We start from the raw sequence: 17,668 nt of genomic DNA, 5'->3' as shown, positions 1-17,668 counted from the left end.
GTTCTTAGGCGTTGGCCGGGCTAGTGTGCAGGGCACTTACAATTCGATCCAATGAGGCGCGTAGCACGGCTTCGGGCTGGCACAGGCTCACCCGGATGAACTGGTCGCCGTTGGTGCCAAAAATGCCGCCCGGCGTGATAAACACCCGTGCCGCATCCAATATTCTGTCGCTCAGCGCGTAACCGTCGGCGAAGCCAGCCGGAATGGCGGCCCACATAAACAGGCCGGTCTGCTGCGCATCGAAAGTACAACCAATGGCGCGCAACAAATCGAACACCAGCTCGCGGCGGGCGCGGTAATGGGCGTTGAGCTCGGCGTACCATTCCTCGCCCAGCCCCAGCGCCACTACGGCGGCGCGCTGCACGGGCAGAAACATGCCCGAATCCATGTTGCTCTTGAAGCGCAGCACTTCCTGCAACAGATCGGCTCGGCCAACCAGCATGCCCACGCGCCAACCCGCCATGTTGTGCGACTTGCTCAGCGAGTTTAGCTCCAAGGCTACTTCCCGCGCGCCCGGCGTGGCTAACAAGCTGGCAGGCTGATCGTTGAGGATAAAGCTATACGGATTGTCGTGCACCAGCAGAATGTTGTGTGCCTGGGCAAATGCCACCAGCTCCGCGAAAAAAGCCGCGTCGGCGCGGGCGCCGGTGGGCATGTGCGGGTAATTGACAAACATCAGCTTCGCCCGGCTCAAATCCTGTTGGGCGAGCGCCTTCAGGTCGGGCAGCCAGTGGTTGTCGGCCGTGAGGTCGTAGTCGACGGGCGTGGCGCCGCTGAGCTGCACGGCGGCGCGGTAAGTCGGGTACCCGGGGTTCGGGATCAGGGCTTCGTCACCTTCTTGCAAAAAGGTCATGCAGATGTGCATAATGCCTTCCTTCGAGCCCAGCAGCGGCATCACTTCCCCTTCTGAGTCGAGGGAAACGCCGTAGAAGCGGGCGTACCAGTCGGCCATGGCGCTGCGGAGCGCCGGAATGCCTTTGTAATTCTGGTAGGCGTGGGTGTTGGGCAGTTGGGCCTGTTGGTTTAGCTCGGCAATCACCGAGGGATGCGGCGGCATATCGGGGCTGCCAATGCCTAAGTTGATGACGTTGGCGCCGGCTTTGTTCAGGGCGTCGATTTCGCGGAGCTTCCGGGAGAAGTAGTACTCCCCGGTGTGGGCCAGGCGCTGGGCGGTGCTTATGTGAAGAGGCATGAGAGGCAAGAAGTGAAGTACGTGATCAGAAATAATTATTTGACAATCAATTAATTATATAAAATCAATACGTTATCCCTTTTTGATACACGCCCAGTACCCGCAGGCCTTCGGCGACTTGTTCCACGGCATGCAGGGCGTCCTGAAACTGCTCGGGGCGATCAAATTCCAGATCGGCCAGAATGAAGTACTCCCAGATGCGGCCCGGATGCGGAATGGATTGCAGCTTGGAGAGGTTGATATTGTGGTCGGCAATGCAGCTCAGCACTTTCACGAGGCTGCCGGGCGTGTTGACGGTGTGGAAATACAGCGACGCTTTATTGGGTCTCGCAACCGATTGGGCGTCTTCCGGCCGCTCGACTACCAGAAAGCGCGTGTAGTTTTCCTTGGCCGACTGAATGTCGGCAGCCAGGATGTCCATCTCGAACAAGTCGGCGGCCAGCCGGCCTGCTACGGCCGCCACGCCTGCCAGCTGGTTGTCGCGGATGCGCTTGGCACTCAGGGCAGTATCTTCGGTTTCGACCAGCCGCAGGTGCGGATACTGGCTCAGAAAATCGGCGCATTGCAGGAGAGCCATCGGGTGCGAATGCACCTCCCGAATATCGTCTAAGGACTGGCCCGGCAACGCCATCAGGTGTTGTCCGATGGTGAGGTACACTTCGCCACTTATTTGCAACTCGTTCTGTTGCAATAAGTTATAATTCGGCAAGATACTGCCTGCAATGGAGTTTTCGATGGCCATTACGCCCCGATGCGCTTCGCCGCACGTTACCTGCCGCACTACTTCCGTGAACGTGGCGCACGGCGCCAGCGTGAGGGCAGGGCCGAAATAGTGCTGGGCGGCAATCTGGTGGAAGCTGCCTTCGAAGCCTTGAATGGCGATGGTAGGGTTCATAAAGCGTATGCTGCTGACGAAATAAAAAAGGGCCTCCGCTGTGCGGGGCCCTTTGGTTTTCCTTGGTTAGGATGTGCAAACGAGGCCCCGCTTCTTCCAGAAGAAGAAGTAATAATAGCCGTAAAAAAAAGGAGCCGTGGGGTTCATATGTTGAAAAGGCGGGTCATTAAAAAAGCCCCCTGGGGTGCAGGAGGCTTTTAAGTTTTTGTATGGGTTAGCTACAAAAAGGCCTCGCTGCTACGCCTGAGCGTAGTAGAAGTAATAGCTAAAAAAGAAGCGGGCCTGTTGGGGTAGCATGAGTTTGCAGTGCTGACGGGCTAAAAGTCAGAAAAGGATTTTACAAAAGCAAAATCTTTTCGCACGCTTACGCCGCCTGCCGATGTACGATTAGCTGCTGATACTTACCTACTTGCTCAGAGTCAGGGGTGTTGTATCCATTCCTTCCTCCCGGCCTCCATCCTACAAGGCAATCTTCCGCCGGCGGTGCGCTTCATAAATTGAGGCCCTCACAAGCGCAACTCTAACAATCTGCTCGGAGGTCGATATATACAGATTAATTTATATATATTAATAGTATATTTATACCGATAAGCAAATCCGGTAGCGCGCTTCCCGGTAGGGAGCCGTTGGTTCGTGGGCACCGTCTTGGCGACGGTTCTGGTGTAAGCATTACGCTTTTTCGACCCGTCAAGGAGTCTTTCTGCTGCCATCCGAGGCATCCCAATCCTTTTTCTGCTGTGTTGGTTTTGGCCGGCTGACGGCCTTTTGCTGCTTTTTCAGTTTGGATCGGGCCGCTGCGCCTTAGTAAAAGCTTGTCCAACGGGCTGCACCCGTTCCCTCGTTCTCGATTCTTTCACCAATCCCTTCTTTTACTATGAAGCACCTATCTCTGCCCACGCGTCGGAAAGCGGTTCCTATGCTCTTGTTATTCCTTTCCGGTTTGCTCTTCTACAGCTGCGACGACTTAGTTGAGCAATTGTTTCACCAACCGTCGACCCAGCCTCAGCCCCAGCAGGAAAGTGCCGCGGTCGTGTACGACTGGTATAAGCTCATTGCAAAAACGCAACTGCGCGTCGCTCCGCAACCGGTGGTTCTCTTCAACAACCGCAACTTTGGGTTCATCGGCGTCGGGCTGTATGAGGCCGTGCGGCCCGGCGTGAAAGGGGCCGTGAGTTTAGCTTCCCAGTTGTACCAGATGCCTCCTATGCCTGTCCCGGAACGGAACCAGGAGTATGTGTGGGGCGCGAGCGCCAACGCGGCTTTGGCCAGTATGTACAAGCAGTTTTTAGGTGGGCTGACTGAGGCAGACAAGGTCCGCATTGATTCGCTGGAAAACGCCTACAACCTCCGGTTCAAACTACGGGCTTCCGATGCTACGATTGCCCGTTCGCAAGCCTATGGGCGTGCCGTCGCTACGGCCATCTACAACTGGTCGACGACGGATAACTTTAACCTAGGCAGCCAAGGGTATGTGCTCCCGGTATTCCCAGGATCTTGGGTGCCCACGCCACCTGCTTTTCCTGCGCCGCAAGGGCCATTTCTAAAAGATTCGAGGCCTTTTCTGGTATCAAGCCTGACGACGCTAATATCCCCGTTGCCAATTGCTTATTCGGAAGATCCGACCTCCCCGTTCTACAAAGAGGCAAAAGCAGTGTACGACATCGGGAAATCCTTAACCCCAGAGCAAAAAGCCATTGCAGACTGGTGGGCCGATGCGGGCGGCGCGGGCGTAGGGGTTCCGGCCCCCTATCATATTCTCTCTATTATAACCGGGGTACTGGAGAAAAAGCAAGCCAAACTGGGTGAGGCAGCTCAGGTGTACGCCAAAGCCGGTATTGCCATGAAGGACGGCCCGATCAACACATTCAGAGGCAAATACCAGTATAATCTTCTGCGCCCGGTTACTTACATCCAACGGCATATTGACCCAACCTGGCAGGCGTATTTGCCCACGCCTCCCTACCCTGAATATCCGTCCGGCCTTGTCGGAATAGTTGGGCCCGTGCTGCAAGTATTAATAAGAGAATACGGCGACATTGCGGTAACCGACAACGCATATTCCTGGAGAGGCTTAGCGCCCCGTCAGTATGCTTCGATTACGGCAATGAGAGAGCAGGCCGCTACCTCCAGGGTGTACGGAGGCATCCACTACCCGACTACGCAGACCATTTCGATAGAATTTGGCAAAGAGCTCGGTAACAAGATCGCTGACCTAACCTTACTTCCTAAATAAGAAAGTAGGGTTAGGCGGGAGGATGTGCACCCCGCCTCAGGTTCTTACGGCGTTTTCAAATTGGCTTGCTTTCTGGGAAACAGAGATTACTTCAATCTCTGTTTCCCAGAAAGCAAGCGGCCTGACAAAAGGTATTTTGCAGAAGCACTTCATAGTTAGCAGTTTGTGAAACTTAGCATTCAGCAGGAATCTAGCAGATGTGAGGATAAATCAGCTACAGGTGCCTAGTTTTAGCCTTTGCACTTTACTACCCGTCCTCCCCAAACCTACTCCATGCGTTATTGCTGGCTTCGCATGCTATGCCTACTAGGGGTGTGCAGTTATCCCGTCGGGAGTTACGCCCAAGAAACGGCTTCCTACAGCCGGCCTCAGGTAGCCATTCCGGATCCAGTATACGTGCTCAATTCTACCGTTATCATCAATGGGGTCTTATCAGACTTTGATCCCCAAGAGATTAAGAAAGTCACGGTGTACAAAGGCTCAGATGCTCCTGCTGCTCAGGAGGCAGCGCCTCAGTTGCAAAACCTGGGCATCGGGGTAATCGATATTACCTCCTCGAAGCATGTTCGTAGCAAGTCGTTCCGTCAATTGGGTCGCCAGCTCGGCTTGCATGGGCCACTCGCCTTTGCGCTTAACGGACATGTGCTCGACCAACAAACAGCAGCAGTTCTTCGAATTGCTCCAGCAGCCGTAGGGCAAGTTCATATTGTGCGTTCCTCCCCTGAAATGCCCAAAACGAGAGTGGATATCTGGCTGGTTCTACCCCCGAAGACGGACTACCGAAAATACCCTCCGGGAACTATTTTTCTTCGATAAACCGTGAATGCAGCTCGGCACTAAAGCAAGATTATTCAGAGTTTTTCTGCGATTGAAGAAATAGAATAGTCGGAGAGTTATTGTTATAATTTATTGATTATGAATTAGTTACCATACTACTCGCTTGGCTTAATCAAGGTTTGGCACGGTTTTTTGATATACCCTTCCGACGCTAGGTCACAGCCGCAAACGCGCAATGCGGCGACCCGCGAAGTCTGTCTTTCCCGACCTCCCTTACTAATAGCCATGAACACGATTTCAAAATTCGGCCGCTTGGCCGCCGCTACCCTATTGTCTTTTGTTTCGGTTACCGCCGCGCAGGCTCAGGTTCAGAAGCACCGCGTACCTGCTTACAACGGCCCGCAGTACGAATCGCGGGCTACGTACCAACGGCCTGTTAGTCAGTCTTCTATAGGCACTGCTAACGGCGTGCAGTTTGGCATTCGGGCCGGCGTAAACGTGGCCGACTGGTCGGGCAACGCCGTGCAAAGCGTGATGAACGTAACCGAATACACCAACGGCGCCGTCACGAAGCAGACCAAACCCGGTTTTCATGCCGGCGTGTACGCTACGTTGCCTCTGGGGCCGCATTTTGCCATCGAGCCCGGCGTGTTGTACTCGGAGAAAGGCACCGAGCTTTCGGGCCGTATTCCGCTCCAACAGTTTGATTTCCTGAATGCTAAGGTTACGGCAACCTCGCGCATGACCTACATCGACGTGCCGTTGGTAGCAAAAGCATACCTCACGCCCGGCCTGTACATCTACGCCGGTCCGCAGGCTTCGTTTTTGGTCAGCAACAAGGTGCGCGTAAACGCCAGCGCCCTCGGCTTTTCGGCCTTCAAGCAGGATTTCGACGTGAAAAATCAGTTCCGCCCCGTCGACTTTTCCGCGACCGGCGGCATTGGCTATCAGTTCGAAAGCGGCTTCGGCCTGAGCGCCGGTTACGATTACGGCCTTACCTCGCTCGACAAAAACAACAACTTCGACGCCAAAAACCGCGTGGTCAAAGCCTCGTTGAACTTCTCGTTCTAGAGGCCGGCGGCCGCAACGAAAAAAGTTTTGACGCCGCTCACATGCTCATGCTCAGTAGGGCACTCTTTTTGCTTACTGTCTACGTCCTAAGCCCTTTCTCTCCACCGTTCACCCAAGAAGGTCCTGCAGCTTTACGTTGCAGGACCTTTCTGTTTTAGCGGACGCCGTAGCTCTCGGGGTCTTCCGTGGGCCGCCGGGCGGCTTCGGCTGTTTTTACCAAGCGCCCAAACTCGGCCCGATAGCCTTCGGCGTCTTTGCCGCGGGCACCTTCGGCAAGCTTAGCGGTGGTTTCGAAAGTTGCCGACCCGCGGTAGTCGGACTGACGGAGCAGCATACCGAATTGGGCAACAGCCGCCGCAAACCTCAGATTTTCAGACGCTTGCACAATGGGCGTTGCTGTACCCCGCAGCGCCCGTTCCAGCAAGCGACTTGTGCTGCCCTGGGGCTCCTTGTAACGCAGCTTCACAGTCATTACGTCGGTCGTGGCGGACGCGGGCGCTACCGCCGGGTTGGCCTGGTACTTAAGCGGATCGACGACGGGCGGCGCCCCAACGGGCACAATTTCGTAGAGCGCCGTGACGGTGTGGCCCGCTCCAAGCTCGCCGGCGTCCTTGCGGTCGTTGTTGAAATCTTCGTCGGCCAAGGCGCGGTTTTCGTAGCCGATGAGGCGGTATTGCTGCACGCGGGCCGGGTTGAATTCGAGTTGCAGCTTCACGTCCTTGGCGATGGTAAACAGCGTACCGCCAAACTGCCGCACCAGTACCCGACGGGCTTCGTCGAGGTTGTCGAGGTAGGCGTAGTTGCCGTTGCCTTTGTCGGCCAGCAACTCCATTTTTTTGTCCTGCAGATTGCCCTCGCCTACGCCCAGCACCGTCAGGAAGACGCCCGATTCGCGCTCCTCGGTGATGAGGCGCTCCATGGCGGCGTCGCTTTGCTCGCCCACGTTGAAATCGCCGTCGGTGGCCAGAATCACGCGGTTGTTGCCTTCTTTATTGAAGTGCTTGCGGGCTATACTGTAGGCCAGGCGCAAGCCCTCGCCGCCCGCCGTGGAGCCACCGGCTTGCAGGCGGTCGATGGCGTCGAGAATGTCGGCGCGACGGTTGCCGGGCGTGGGCTCCAGCACCACCCCGGCCGCCCCGGCATACACCACCAGCGACACCCGATCTTGGGGCCGCAACTCTTTCACCAGCAGCCGCAACGCCGATTGCACCAGCGGCAGCCGGTCAGGCCCGCTCATCGAGCCCGACACATCGACCAGAAACACCAAGTTGGCTGCTGGCAAGTTGCTGGTTTCTACCTTTTTGCCTTGCAAGCCTACTTGCAACAGCTGGTGCTTGGGGTTCCAAGGGCAGGTAGCCAGTTCGGTTGTCACCGAAAAGGGCTCATTAGCAGCCGGTTGTGGGTAGTCGTAGGTGAAGTAGTTGATCATTTCCTCGATGCGCACCGCGTCGCGGGGCGGGCGCTGGCCGTCGTTGAGGAAGCGGCGCACATTCGAGTAGCTGGCCGCATCTACGTCGATGGAAAAGGTGCTAAGCGGCTCTTTCCGAGCTGTATGGAAGCTGTTTTCCTGAATGGTGGCGTAGCTCTCGCTGCGGCCATACCACGGCGCACGCGGCATCGAGCTTATGCCCTGAATTTGAACCGAAACACCCCCGCGCTTCTGCTTGCGGTCGTGGCCCGATTGGCTCTGTACTCCGCTCACACTGCCCATCAACGCTTGCGAGGGAGAAACGCCCGTTACTACCACTTCCTGTAGCGTCTTGGTGTCTGGGTGCAAAGCCACATTGACAACACGCGCACCGGTCGCTTTTGCATCCAGTTTTCGTTCGACCGTAACGTAGCCCACTGAGTTGAACGTCAAAACGGCCCGAATACTTGGCACCACTAACTTATAGAAGCCATTAGTATCAGTGGAAACACCAAGAGCAGTGCCCTTTACTAGCACCGTTACGCCCGGAAGCCCTTGTTTAGTTTGAGCATCGGTAACTCGGCCCCGTACCGTAACGGTGTCAGCGGTGGCCGCTGAGGACTTGTTTATAACTATCTGTGCGACAGATGGTTGCATTATGATACTACCGAGGCAAATAGCCAGCAGAAAGAGTAGGATTTTCATGGCATCAGGCATTAGAGGTGAAGGTTCAGTAACCTGATGCACCACCGCACCGAATTCCATACAGCAAGCACAGAAATTTTCCGCCCCCCTCCTCAGCCGAGGAGGGGACGCGGCAGCAAAGCTGCCGCTGGGGTGGTTGGCCCGCGTGCGGAGGTTGTTTAGTTGCCCCTGTAAACAACGCCGTTACCACCCCGCTCTGTGGGCGCCCTCGACGCTTGATGCGCGGAATCTGAAAAAGGGAGTGGAACTGGATTACTGGCTGCATAATGTCGTTTTGAGAAAATCTGCATAATCTGCGGCTGCATGTTTTTTAAGCGTCGCCCACAGCCGCCCACCGAGCTCTCCGACGAGGAGTTGCTTTCGCGCTACCGCCGCACGGGCGAGGTAGCCGACTTGGGAGTGCTGTATGAGCGGCACATGCCGACGGTGTTTGCCATTTGCAGACGCTACCTGCGGCCCGACGAAGACGCGCAAGACGCTGTCATGCAGCTATTTGAAAAACTCGTCGTCAGCTTACGGCAGCACGAGGTCAGCAATTTTCCGGCGTGGCTGCATACCACAGCCCGCAACCATTGCTTGATGCAGTTGCGCGCACGCCAGCGCGCCGGCCCGGAAAGCGGACCGGTAGTGATTCATTTTCCGGATGCCGCCGATGTGGAATCTGCGGGGGTCGCGCATCTGTTAGGAGATAACTCCGACGACGAAGTGGCCAACGAGGAGCGCCTGCAAGCCTTGGAGCTTGCCCTGGCCAGCCTGCCGGAGCCGCAACGCCGCTGCCTCGAATTGTTTTACCTCGAAAAGAAATGCTACCGCGAGATCGCCGACGCCACCGGCTATGATCTTGGGCTGGTAAAAAGCCATCTGCAAAACGGCAAACGCAACCTCAAACGCTCTCTCGATCCTTCTCCCGATGCGGCCCGCTAATCAGCAACCCCCTTCCTCCTTCCCGGCTGAGCCCGGCGGCCACCTGCCGCTGGCGCTGCTGCGGCAGTATGTGGCGGGCACGCTGCCTCCTGCCGAGCAACACCGCGTAGAAGCACACACCCTCGACTGTGAGCGCTGCGCCGACATACTGGAAGGACTTTCGGTAAGTGACGCCGAAACCACGGAACACGCAATCAGTCAGCTGCATACGCGCCTGCAAGCTCGTTTGGCGCAGGAAGCGCCCCAACGCACCGCAGGGGCTTGGCAACGCCTGGCAGCAGTGGTAGCGTTACTGGTAGTAGCGGGCGCGTTGCTGTGGCTGGGCCTTCGTCAGCCGATGAATTCCCGTTCTGCGGAAACGGCGGCGGTCGTACGGCCCCGGGCGGTGCCGAAGGCTAGCGCACCGTTGGCAACCAAAAAAGCAGCGCCGGAATATGCCGCAGCACAGCCAACGCAAGAAGCTGATCTTGAAGCACTAAGCTCTGCTCAGTCCTCGCCCATACGCGCACCGCGGCCTTTGAGCCGGCGCAAAAACGCGGCCGATGCAGCTACTCCAACCGGAGAAGCCACGGGGTTAGCCGATGCCGTGGCCAGCGCCTCTATGGAGGCCAAAGAGGCACCTGTTGCGGTCGCTGCCCCCGACTCAGCTGCCATCGGGGGCCTTGCGGCGGCGCCTATGAAAGCAAAATCCAGCGCGGCTTTCCGGACTCAGATGAGTAGTCCAACTGCTAATTCTCAGGGCTTTACGGGTGATACGCGTCGCATCAGCGGTCGCATTATCGACAAGCAAAACGGAGCGGGCTTGCCCGGTGCCACAATACAGGTGAAAGGCACTTCCATTGGGGCCAGTACGGCGGCCGACGGTTCCTTTTCCATTGCTGTGCCAAAAGGTGAGGACAAACTCACGGTTAGCTCCATCGGCTACGAAACTCAAGAGCACAAGCTCAACCGCGACAGCACTTTCGCATTGGCGTTATCTGCTGACAATAAGGCGCTTAACGAAGTAGTAGTAACAGCGGTACCCAATAGCCGGATGCCCGCGCCGCCACCTGTTGCGCCCGCGCCGGTAGGCGGCTTCACGGCCTACCACGAGTACCTGAAGCGCGAGCTAAAATATCCCGACAAAGCCTTGGAGCAGCATCTGGAAGGCAGCGTCAAGCTGAAGTTTACGGTTACGGCTGCCGGCACCATCGAAGACGTGAAAGTGCTCGACAGCCTCAGCCCCGAATGCGACCAAGAAGCCATTCGACTGGTGCAGGAAGGCCCTACCTGGCTCCCCGGCACCGCCAACGGCCGCCGGGCCTCCCGCACGGTGAAAGTAACTGTGCCGTTCAGGATCGACTAACACTTTGGTCTGTAAGTAGCTATAAAAAATCTGTCATCCTGAGCAACGCGAAGGACCTTGTCACGCCAGAACTACAGGCGTCTGCAAACGTGATAAGGTCCTTCGCATTGCTCAGGATGACAGATGGGAGTGACAGAAAAACGATGTATTTACAATGCATTGACTGTCAATAACTTATGTTCAACCAACGAACTTCTAGCCGCTGTAACCGCCGCCGCTTTCGGGTTCGGTGGCGCTGCCGCCGGGCTGTACTTCGCGGGGCAGATCAGGTTCGGTTTTGACTTCGACGTGGCTGTAATCGGGCGTGCCGCCACCGTCGATGCTTCCGGCGGGGGCGTCGTCGGCGGTGGGCTGCTGTAGCTCTTCGGGAGCGGTGTTGATGCCGCTGGGGTCCCATTTGTGCATCACCTCGAAGCTGATTTTGGCCGTGATCCGGTACTCCACAATTTTGTTGTCGCGCACGCGGCAACTTTGGTCTTTGATGTAAATTGACTTAATGCCCTTTACGGTCGTACTGGCCTCGGTAAGAGCCCGTTGCAAGGCATCTTCAAAGCTTTTATCGGAGGAGGCTAACACCTCGATTACTTTTTTGATCGTACTCATAACGTAGAAAGGGGTTTGGAAGTGGAAAAGAGGCGGAATCACGACTTGTTGGGCCGGGCAAGTTTGTACGCAGCCCGGCCGTGAATGGCTGCCAGCCCACGACTTTTGCCAACTTTGCCCCCCGCCACGGGTTCCGTACTTTTACCGCTACCAACACCGGATTCATCACCCTAGCTCAATCAGCTACATGCCATTCCGCACCGAGAAAGACACCATGGGCCCCGTACAGGTGCCCGCCGACGCCTACTGGGGCGCCCAAACCCAACGCTCGATCGAAAACTTTCAGATCGCGCAGGATATCAACAAGATGCCTAAGGAGATCATCCGGGCATTCGCCTATCTGAAGAAGGCGGCGGCCCTCACCAACCGCGATGCGGGCGTGTTGCCGGCCGAAAAAGCCGAGCTCATCGGTCGGGTATGCGACGAGATTCTGGAAGGCAAGCTCGACCAAGCGTTTCCGCTGGTGGTGTGGCAAACGGGCTCGGGCACGCAGTCGAACATGAACGTGAACGAGGTGGTAGCTTACCGCGGTCACGTGCTGCAAGGCGGCCAGCTCACCGACGAAAAGAAAGTGTTGGCCCCCAACGACGACGTGAACAAATCGCAGTCGTCGAACGACACCTTCCCGACGGCCATGCACATTGCCGCCTACAAGATTCTGGTGGAAGTGACCATCCCCGGCATCGAGAAGCTGCGCGATACGCTGAAGCGTAAGTCGCAGGAATTCATGCACATCGTTAAGATCGGCCGCACGCACTTCATGGACGCTACGCCGCTCACGCTGGGCCAGGAGTTCTCGGGCTATGTGTCGCAGCTTGACCATGGCCTGCGGGCGATCAAGAATACCTTGGCCCACCTTTCGGAGCTGGCGCTGGGCGGAACGGCCGTCGGCACGGGCATCAACACGCCGCCGAACTACTCGGAAAACGTAGCCAAGCACATCGCGGACCTGACGGGTTTGCCTTTCGTAACTGCCGAAAACAAGTTTGAAGCACTAGCTGCGCACGACGCCATTGTGGAAGCCCACGGCGCTTTGAAAACGGTAGCGGTCAGCCTGATGAAAATCGGCAACGACATTCGGATGCTGTCGTCGGGTCCGCGGGCGGGCATCGGCGAAATCCACATCCCCGACAACGAGCCCGGCTCTTCGATCATGCCCGGCAAAGTGAACCCCACGCAGAGCGAAGCCATGACGATGGTGGCCGCGCAAGTACTTGGTAATGACGTAGCTATCAACATTGGCGGCGCTACGGGTCACTTCGAGCTGAACGTGTTCAAGCCCCTGATGATCTATAACTTTTTGCACTCGGCTCGCCTGATAGGCGACGTGTGCGTGTCGTTCAACGACCGCTGTGCGGAAGGAATCGAGCCCATCAAAGCCAACATCGACAAGCACGTCAACTCGTCGCTGATGCTGGTCACGGCCCTGAACCCGCACATCGGCTACTACAAAGCCGCCGAAATTGCCCAAACGGCTCACCGTGAGGGCAGTACGCTGAAAGAAACCGCACTGAAACTCGGCTACCTGACCGAGGAGCAGTTCAACGAATGGCTGAAGCCGGAGGACATGGTCGGCGAGATCAAGTAGCTTTTCGGTATAACCTTCTCGTTGTGCTTTACGAACAAAAGGGCAGTTGGCGCTTAGGCCGGCTGCCCTTTTGTGTATGGCTCCAGCCTTCCCGCAGTTCGTCGCGCCTTTTCGTCAGTTTCTCAACCAGATTCCGGCCCGTGGGCGCGTGGTGGTGTACTGCCATTTCGATGCCGATGGCTTGGGCGCCGGAGCCGTATTTGGGCGCGGACTGCAAAAGATCGGGTCCGATTGGGAAGTCGTAGTAGTGCCATCGGGCAAAGGGGAGAATGCGTTTCTCACGCCTGGTGTGCGGGAGAAACTGCTCGCGTTTCAGCCTGATGCACTGATCGTTACCGACTTAGGCGTCCACAAAAGCGGCACGCTCGAAGCCGATGGCATTCCCGTGCTCTACGTCGATCACCACATTCCGGAAGGCTATCCGCCGGCGGGCAGCACGGTGCTCACCGGCTACGGCCTCGACCCAGTGCCTTGTTCGGCGTGGCTGGCGTACGAGCTAATAGCCGCCGAAACAGATACAACTGATTTACAATGGGTTGCGGCCATTGGCGTTATTTCCGACTTGGGCGATCACGCGCGTTGGGCGTTGCTTCCCGAAGTCAAAAAGCAGTACACAGCCAAGTGGTTGAAAGAAGCCGTGGCCATGTGCAACGCCGCCCGCCGCGCCGGTGAGTTTGACTTGGCACTGCCCCTTCACTACCTGCTCCACGACGACAATCCGCGGGGCCTTGCCCAAGACCCAAAGCTTGCCGGCTACCGCGCCGAAGTGAGCGCTGCCCTCAACGTCGCCCGGAAGCTACCGCCCAAATTTCCACCAAAAGGCCCCGATGCTTCGCCCGTGGCGGTGATCACCATCAACTCGCCCTGCCAAATTCACCCCCTCATTGCCCAGCAGTGGATTCAGCGCCTGCCCGACCGGGTGGTGCTCTGTGCCAACCTGGGCTACCTGCCCGACGGGGCAGTGGCCGTGGCGGGCCGAGCCGCTAGCAGTAACCTACACATTCCCAATATTTTACGCGAGGCCTTCGCCCGCATTGGCGCTACGCCACCCGCCAATTTTGCGCACGGCCATCCGCAGGCCAGCGGGGGACATTTGCCCGCCGCCGACTACCAACTGCTGTTGCGCGGCTTGGGCTTTGATGCGTGATGGTTAAGGTGGCAGCTTTTATTTTTTCGGGGCATCTTTGCCTGCCCAACCCCCGCCCCCATGGATTGCTCCCGCTGTATCACCCTTGAAAATTCCCGCGTCCGCCTTCGACCACTCGAAGTGGGTGATTTTGAAGCGCTTAAGCACATCATTTTCGACGACGAAATCTGGCGCTATACCACCACGCCAAACCCCAAGGATGCGGTAGGATTGGTGACGTATTTGTCGCAGGCCCTGCGCGACCGAGCCCGAAACATTCGGTATCCCTTCGCCATCATTGATTTAGAGACGGGCCGGTTGGCGGGTAGCACCAGCTACGGGAGTTTCGCGATCCCAGAAAAGCGTCTTGAAATCGGCTGGACGTGGGTGGGCAAGGAGTTTCAGCGCACGGGTATCAACCGGGCAGCCAAGCACTTACTGCTCAAATACGCCTTTGGCGAACTCGGCTGCGAGCGTGTCGAACTCAAAACGGATGCCCGCAACTGGCAATCGCGGGAGGCCATGCGCCGGATGGGCGCAACGGAAGAAGGCACGTTGCGCAGCCATATGTTTACGCAGGGCGGCGTACGCCGCGACTCGGTGTATTTCAGCATCTTACGCCCCGAATGGGAAAACCTGCGGCAAACGGTATTTCGTGAATTTGACGCCCGTGGATAACCCAACTCCCAACCCGGCCCGGCAAGGCCTACTTCGGCGCCGCGCCGCTAGCTTTGGCCACGCGTTTCGCGGGGTGACGGCCGCGCTGCGCTCGGAAGTGCATTTGCAGTTTCATGCCGCCGCCACCGTGGTGGTAATCGGGCTGGGATTTTATTTTACGATCAGCAGCACCGAGTGGGCCTTGGTCGCGCTGGCCGTGGGCACCGTCTGGAGTGCCGAGCTGGCCAATACGGCTATCGAAGCCCTAACTGACTTGGTATCACCGGAGTATCACCCGTTGGCCGGCAAGGCCAAAGACGTGGCAGCCGGCGCCGTGCTGGTAGCGGCATTGGGGGCTGTAGTAGTGGGCGCGCTCATATTTGGCCCGCGCCTAGCCCATCTGTTCTGAAAGATAAACTATTACGGAAGCTCGGCGTAAGAAATCGCTGATCCTCTGGAGTTGCTTTTTGTAAGCTGCCCACCTGCACCACTGGCCACAGTGTGTACCTTCGCGCCCCTTCAAGCCCTTTTGTTATGCGCCTGTCTTTACTTTTTGCCTCTGTGTTGCTGACCGCCGCCTGCCAGCGCAACGTCAACGTCACGACGCCTACCGACGCCCCCACTTCGGGTAACGTGAACGGCAACACCACGCCGGCGCCTACCAGCACCAACACCGTCGATCTGAACCGAGGCCCCGAAGCGGCCTTCGACACCACAGCCCGGCCCGCATGGCTCAATGCTCGCATTCAGAAGCTGATGGCCCAGAAAAAGCAAAACCCGCCCACACAGATATTTCGGTATCGCTATGACAACCAAGTAGTTTACTACGAAAGCGCCGCCTGCTGCGACCAGTTTTCTACGCTTTACAACGCCAAAGGCCAAGTGATGTGCCAGCCCGATGGCGGCATCACGGGCAAGGGCGATGGCAACTGCCCCAATTTCAACAAGAACAAAACCGAAGAAAAGCTGGTTTGGCAAGATCCAAGGCAGTAGTCTCTTCTCTTTTTCTTTTCCCATGATCAATACCATTGAAAAATTGGCGGCCTACAACGTGTGGGCCAACAATACGCTGCTCGGCCGCCTCGACGAAATAGCCCGTTCGGGCCAGGAAATTCCGGCGGTGTGCTTGCGCCTGTTCAGCCACGTGCTCAACGCCCAGCACATCTGGATTGCCCGCCTTACCGGTACCCAAAGCCCCGTGAAAGTGTGGCAGGAACATACCCTGGACGTACTGCACCAGCTGCACGAGCAAACCTCTGAGCGCCTGCATCAGATGGCACAGGCCGCCGACGACGCCGAACTGCACCGCACCATTTCGTACAGCAATTCGGTTGGCGATTCGTATGTAAGCCAAGTGTCTGATATTCTGACGCATGTGCACGTGCACGCCAACTACCACCGCGGCCAAGTGGCTACGCGCCTGCGTGAACACGACCTGGAACCCATCAACACAGACTTTATCACGTATTGCCGCGAGCTGACGGCCGCCGGCAAGGAAACGGTGAGCCTGTAAACTCGGCGCTTGATTTCGAAAAAAGCCCTTCTGCTTCTAAAACAGAAGGGCTTTTGTTTGTTATAAGGATCTGTCTAACTGATTCATTCTCACATGAATATTTCTCTGGCTCCCGTCCTGACTCCCGAACGCTTGGCTGCGGGCTATCCCTACACTTCCTACCGCCAGCTCATCGACGAGTTGCTGGAGCAACAGCGCACTACCGGCCCTAACCAGTCGGAAGCGCTGACGAACTACACCCAGCTTAACGTGCAGCGCATGAGCCGCATCGACAAAACGCTCGTGCTGTTGCCGGAGCTGCGCGAAGCGGTGGCCAACTTGGCCGGTCGTTACGTCTGGCTAGTAATCACAGAAGGCTGGTGCGGCGATGCGGCCCAAATTGTACCTGTGTTGGAGGCCGTGGTGCAGGCTTCGGCAGGCAAGCTGACGTCCCGCTACTTGCTGCGCGACGAAAACCTGGACCTCATGGACCAGTATCTGACTAACGGCAGTCGCTCCATCCCCAAACTCGTTGTTTTACAAGCTGATACCCTTGCAGAAATTACCCATTGGGGCCCTCGACCGGCGGTAGCACAGGCACTGTTTCTAAGCCTGAAAGCCGAAGGCGCTACCCATGAAGAATACGCCGAAAAAATCCACGGCTGGTACGGCAAAGACAAAACCCGCTCGACCCAGCAGGAGCTGTTGCAGCTTGTACAGAAGTTAACCTAAGCATAGCCAACCTAAGTCGGGGGCTATGAAAATAGCAGGCTAGTTCTACTTTTTATAAACAAGCCCCGCTGCACATTGCAGCGGGGCTTGTTTATAAGATACTGATTGTCAAATATTTATTTTAATTCAACAGTTCCCAGATCCGCGATTTGGTCGTTTGTGACCGTGGCTTGCTTCGTGGAGTTGGAATAAAGAGCATTGTTGTTCCAGAACTCTACCCGGTACGAACCGGCTGCCAAACCCCGCACCAGGAAGCCGCCTTCCGCGTTGGGCGACGTGCTGAACGTATCGATGGGCGCCGCGTTGCGAATCACCAGAATCTGAGGCTGTGACACGGGCGAAACTTTGCCCTTGATGCCCCCCGCAATGGCCGTGGTAATGGTCCGGATTACGGGTTTCAGGTTGTATTCGCCGTTGCCGCGCGCCACAATGGACTTGGCCACGTCGAAGTCGAGCACCAGCTGGTAAGTCACGTCGCGCGTGATGTCGGCGTCGATTTTCAGCTTCAAGCCCGAGGTTTGGCCGCTGGGCGTAGTCAGGGGTTTTACTTGGCCATTTTTGAGCGTAACGGTGTTATTCGGCCCTAATACCAAGCGAATCTGGGAGATACGGCCAGCCGGAAAATCAGCGCTGGCCAGCAGGGCGGAGTTGCCGTTTACGTACTCCATCACGTTGTAAGAACGCGGATTAATCAGGGCGAAGTTTTCCCAGCCTTTCTCGTCGTCGCCATCTTTTACGTGCACCTGCACGCTCTGCACATCGAGGTTAACGGCCTTGTAATCGCCGGGACCATCGATGAGGCGCACCTCCATTTTCGACATGCTACCGGACGATTCGTTGTCTTTGCTGCATCCAACGAGCGCCAACAAACCAACTGCGACCATTGAACTGATAAAGCGTACTGATTTCATAAGAAATGA

General features: G+C 56.9%; 17 protein-coding genes. 12 read left to right on the top strand and 5 right to left on the bottom strand.

Annotated elements, in window-relative coordinates; translation table 11 throughout:
• Nucleotides 1-4: 4 nt before the first annotated feature.
• Both H9I52_RS19045 and H9I52_RS19040 read right to left on the bottom strand, forming a co-directional pair.
• Nucleotides 5-1,192 (bottom strand): pyridoxal phosphate-dependent aminotransferase, encoded by a 1,188-nt coding sequence (locus tag H9I52_RS19045; protein WP_187455161.1) that lies wholly within the window; start codon nt 1,190-1,192, stop codon nt 5-7.
• A gap of 64 nt (nt 1,193-1,256) precedes the next feature.
• On the bottom strand, nt 1,257-2,087 hold the full coding sequence (locus tag H9I52_RS19040; protein WP_187455160.1) for a prephenate dehydratase: 831 nt from the start codon (nt 2,085-2,087) through the stop codon (nt 1,257-1,259).
• An 874-nt stretch (nt 2,088-2,961) separates the two neighbouring features.
• Between H9I52_RS19040 and H9I52_RS19035 the strand changes: the two genes are divergently transcribed.
• From H9I52_RS19035 to H9I52_RS19025, 3 genes are all read left to right on the top strand, one after another.
• On the top strand, nt 2,962-4,320 hold the full coding sequence (locus H9I52_RS19035) for a vanadium-dependent haloperoxidase (protein ID WP_187455159.1): 1,359 nt from the start codon (nt 2,962-2,964) through the stop codon (nt 4,318-4,320).
• A 396-nt stretch (nt 4,321-4,716) separates the two neighbouring features.
• A complete protein-coding gene (locus tag H9I52_RS19030) occupies nt 4,717-5,136 on the top strand; it encodes a hypothetical protein (RefSeq protein ID WP_187455158.1) in 420 nt (139 codons plus the stop codon).
• Between the two features lie 246 nt (nt 5,137-5,382).
• Nucleotides 5,383-6,168, top strand: coding sequence for a porin family protein (locus H9I52_RS19025; protein WP_187455157.1), 786 nt, complete (start codon nt 5,383-5,385; stop codon nt 6,166-6,168).
• Between the two features lie 154 nt (nt 6,169-6,322).
• On the opposite strand, the gene H9I52_RS19020 is transcribed toward H9I52_RS19025, so the two are convergent.
• The gene (locus H9I52_RS19020) at nt 6,323-8,233 is read right to left on the bottom strand and encodes a YfbK domain-containing protein (RefSeq protein WP_187455156.1); all 1,911 of its coding nucleotides are present in this window, start codon (nt 8,231-8,233) and stop codon (nt 6,323-6,325) included.
• 351 nt (nt 8,234-8,584) lie between these two features.
• Between H9I52_RS19020 and H9I52_RS19015 the strand changes: the two genes are divergently transcribed.
• Nucleotides 8,585-9,205, top strand: a complete 621-nt coding sequence (locus H9I52_RS19015; RefSeq protein WP_187455155.1) for an RNA polymerase sigma factor — start codon at nt 8,585-8,587, stop codon at nt 9,203-9,205.
• Entirely contained in the window at nt 9,192-10,550 is a 1,359-nt protein-coding gene (locus tag H9I52_RS19010) for a TonB family protein (protein WP_187455154.1), read from the top strand. Before H9I52_RS19015 ends, H9I52_RS19010 begins: the two co-directional genes overlap by 14 nt.
• A 195-nt stretch (nt 10,551-10,745) precedes the next feature.
• Here H9I52_RS19010 and H9I52_RS19005 read toward each other — a convergent pair whose 3' ends face one another.
• On the bottom strand, nt 10,746-11,153 hold the full coding sequence (locus H9I52_RS19005; protein WP_187455153.1) for a dodecin family protein: 408 nt from the start codon (nt 11,151-11,153) through the stop codon (nt 10,746-10,748).
• A 187-nt stretch (nt 11,154-11,340) separates the two neighbouring features.
• Here H9I52_RS19005 and fumC point away from each other — a divergent pair, with 187 nt between their 5' ends.
• The 7 genes from fumC (at nt 11,341) to H9I52_RS18970 (ending at nt 16,748) form a co-directional block, all read left to right on the top strand.
• Nucleotides 11,341-12,741, top strand: coding sequence for a class II fumarate hydratase (fumC, locus tag H9I52_RS19000; RefSeq protein ID WP_139515281.1), 1,401 nt, complete (start codon nt 11,341-11,343; stop codon nt 12,739-12,741).
• Between the two features lie 76 nt (nt 12,742-12,817).
• Nucleotides 12,818-13,888, top strand: coding sequence for a DHH family phosphoesterase (locus H9I52_RS18995; RefSeq protein WP_187455152.1), 1,071 nt, complete (start codon nt 12,818-12,820; stop codon nt 13,886-13,888).
• A 60-nt stretch (nt 13,889-13,948) separates the two neighbouring features.
• Nucleotides 13,949-14,545: a GNAT family N-acetyltransferase gene (locus H9I52_RS18990; RefSeq protein WP_139515279.1), complete on the top strand. Its 597-nt coding sequence runs from the start codon at nt 13,949-13,951 to the stop codon at nt 14,543-14,545.
• Nucleotides 14,523-14,933, top strand: coding sequence for a diacylglycerol kinase family protein (locus H9I52_RS18985; RefSeq protein ID WP_316248056.1), 411 nt, complete (start codon nt 14,523-14,525; stop codon nt 14,931-14,933). The genes H9I52_RS18990 and H9I52_RS18985 overlap by 23 nt, the downstream gene beginning before the upstream one ends.
• Nucleotides 14,934-15,058: 125 nt before the next feature.
• On the top strand, nt 15,059-15,517 hold the full coding sequence (locus H9I52_RS18980) for a DUF6970 domain-containing protein (protein WP_139515278.1): 459 nt from the start codon (nt 15,059-15,061) through the stop codon (nt 15,515-15,517).
• A gap of 22 nt (nt 15,518-15,539) precedes the next feature.
• Entirely contained in the window at nt 15,540-16,037 is a 498-nt protein-coding gene (locus tag H9I52_RS18975; protein ID WP_187455151.1) for a DinB family protein, read from the top strand.
• Nucleotides 16,038-16,130: 93 nt separating this feature from the next.
• Nucleotides 16,131-16,748 (top strand): thioredoxin family protein, encoded by a 618-nt coding sequence (locus H9I52_RS18970; protein ID WP_187455150.1) that lies wholly within the window; start codon nt 16,131-16,133, stop codon nt 16,746-16,748.
• 116 nt (nt 16,749-16,864) lie between these two features.
• On the opposite strand, the gene H9I52_RS18965 is transcribed toward H9I52_RS18970, so the two are convergent.
• Nucleotides 16,865-17,659 (bottom strand): DUF4382 domain-containing protein, encoded by a 795-nt coding sequence (locus tag H9I52_RS18965; protein WP_262386129.1) that lies wholly within the window; start codon nt 17,657-17,659, stop codon nt 16,865-16,867.
• Nucleotides 17,660-17,668: the final 9 nt, after the last annotated feature.

It is taken from the genome of Hymenobacter sp. BT491 (assembly GCF_014349165.1).
Taxonomy (GTDB): domain Bacteria; phylum Bacteroidota; class Bacteroidia; order Cytophagales; family Hymenobacteraceae; genus Hymenobacter; species Hymenobacter jejuensis.
This window is presented reverse-complemented; position numbering and strand designations above follow the sequence as displayed.

Excerpts from the sequence above, each read along its gene's own strand:
- H9I52_RS19015 (WP_187455155.1), top strand. The coding sequence starts at position 8,585 with ATGTTTTTTAAGCGTCGCCCACAGCCGCCCACCGAGCTCTCCGACGAG.
- H9I52_RS18975 (WP_187455151.1), top strand. The coding sequence starts at position 15,540 with ATGATCAATACCATTGAAAAATTGGCGGCCTACAACGTGTGGGCCAAC.
- H9I52_RS19005 (WP_187455153.1), bottom strand. The coding sequence starts at position 11,153 with ATGAGTACGATCAAAAAAGTAATCGAGGTGTTAGCCTCCTCCGATAAA.
- H9I52_RS18995 (WP_187455152.1), top strand. The coding sequence starts at position 12,818 with ATGGCTCCAGCCTTCCCGCAGTTCGTCGCGCCTTTTCGTCAGTTTCTC.
- H9I52_RS19035 (WP_187455159.1), top strand. The coding sequence starts at position 2,962 with ATGAAGCACCTATCTCTGCCCACGCGTCGGAAAGCGGTTCCTATGCTC.
- fumC (WP_139515281.1), top strand. The coding sequence starts at position 11,341 with ATGCCATTCCGCACCGAGAAAGACACCATGGGCCCCGTACAGGTGCCC.
- H9I52_RS18990 (WP_139515279.1), top strand. The coding sequence starts at position 13,949 with ATGGATTGCTCCCGCTGTATCACCCTTGAAAATTCCCGCGTCCGCCTT.
- H9I52_RS19045 (WP_187455161.1), bottom strand. The coding sequence starts at position 1,192 with ATGCCTCTTCACATAAGCACCGCCCAGCGCCTGGCCCACACCGGGGAG.
- H9I52_RS19020 (WP_187455156.1), bottom strand. The coding sequence starts at position 8,233 with ATGCAACCATCTGTCGCACAGATAGTTATAAACAAGTCCTCAGCGGCC.
- H9I52_RS18970 (WP_187455150.1), top strand. The coding sequence starts at position 16,131 with ATGAATATTTCTCTGGCTCCCGTCCTGACTCCCGAACGCTTGGCTGCG.
- H9I52_RS18965 (WP_262386129.1), bottom strand. The coding sequence starts at position 17,659 with ATGAAATCAGTACGCTTTATCAGTTCAATGGTCGCAGTTGGTTTGTTG.
- H9I52_RS19040 (WP_187455160.1), bottom strand. The coding sequence starts at position 2,087 with ATGAACCCTACCATCGCCATTCAAGGCTTCGAAGGCAGCTTCCACCAG.
- H9I52_RS19010 (WP_187455154.1), top strand. The coding sequence starts at position 9,192 with ATGCGGCCCGCTAATCAGCAACCCCCTTCCTCCTTCCCGGCTGAGCCC.
- H9I52_RS18980 (WP_139515278.1), top strand. The coding sequence starts at position 15,059 with ATGCGCCTGTCTTTACTTTTTGCCTCTGTGTTGCTGACCGCCGCCTGC.
- H9I52_RS19025 (WP_187455157.1), top strand. The coding sequence starts at position 5,383 with ATGAACACGATTTCAAAATTCGGCCGCTTGGCCGCCGCTACCCTATTG.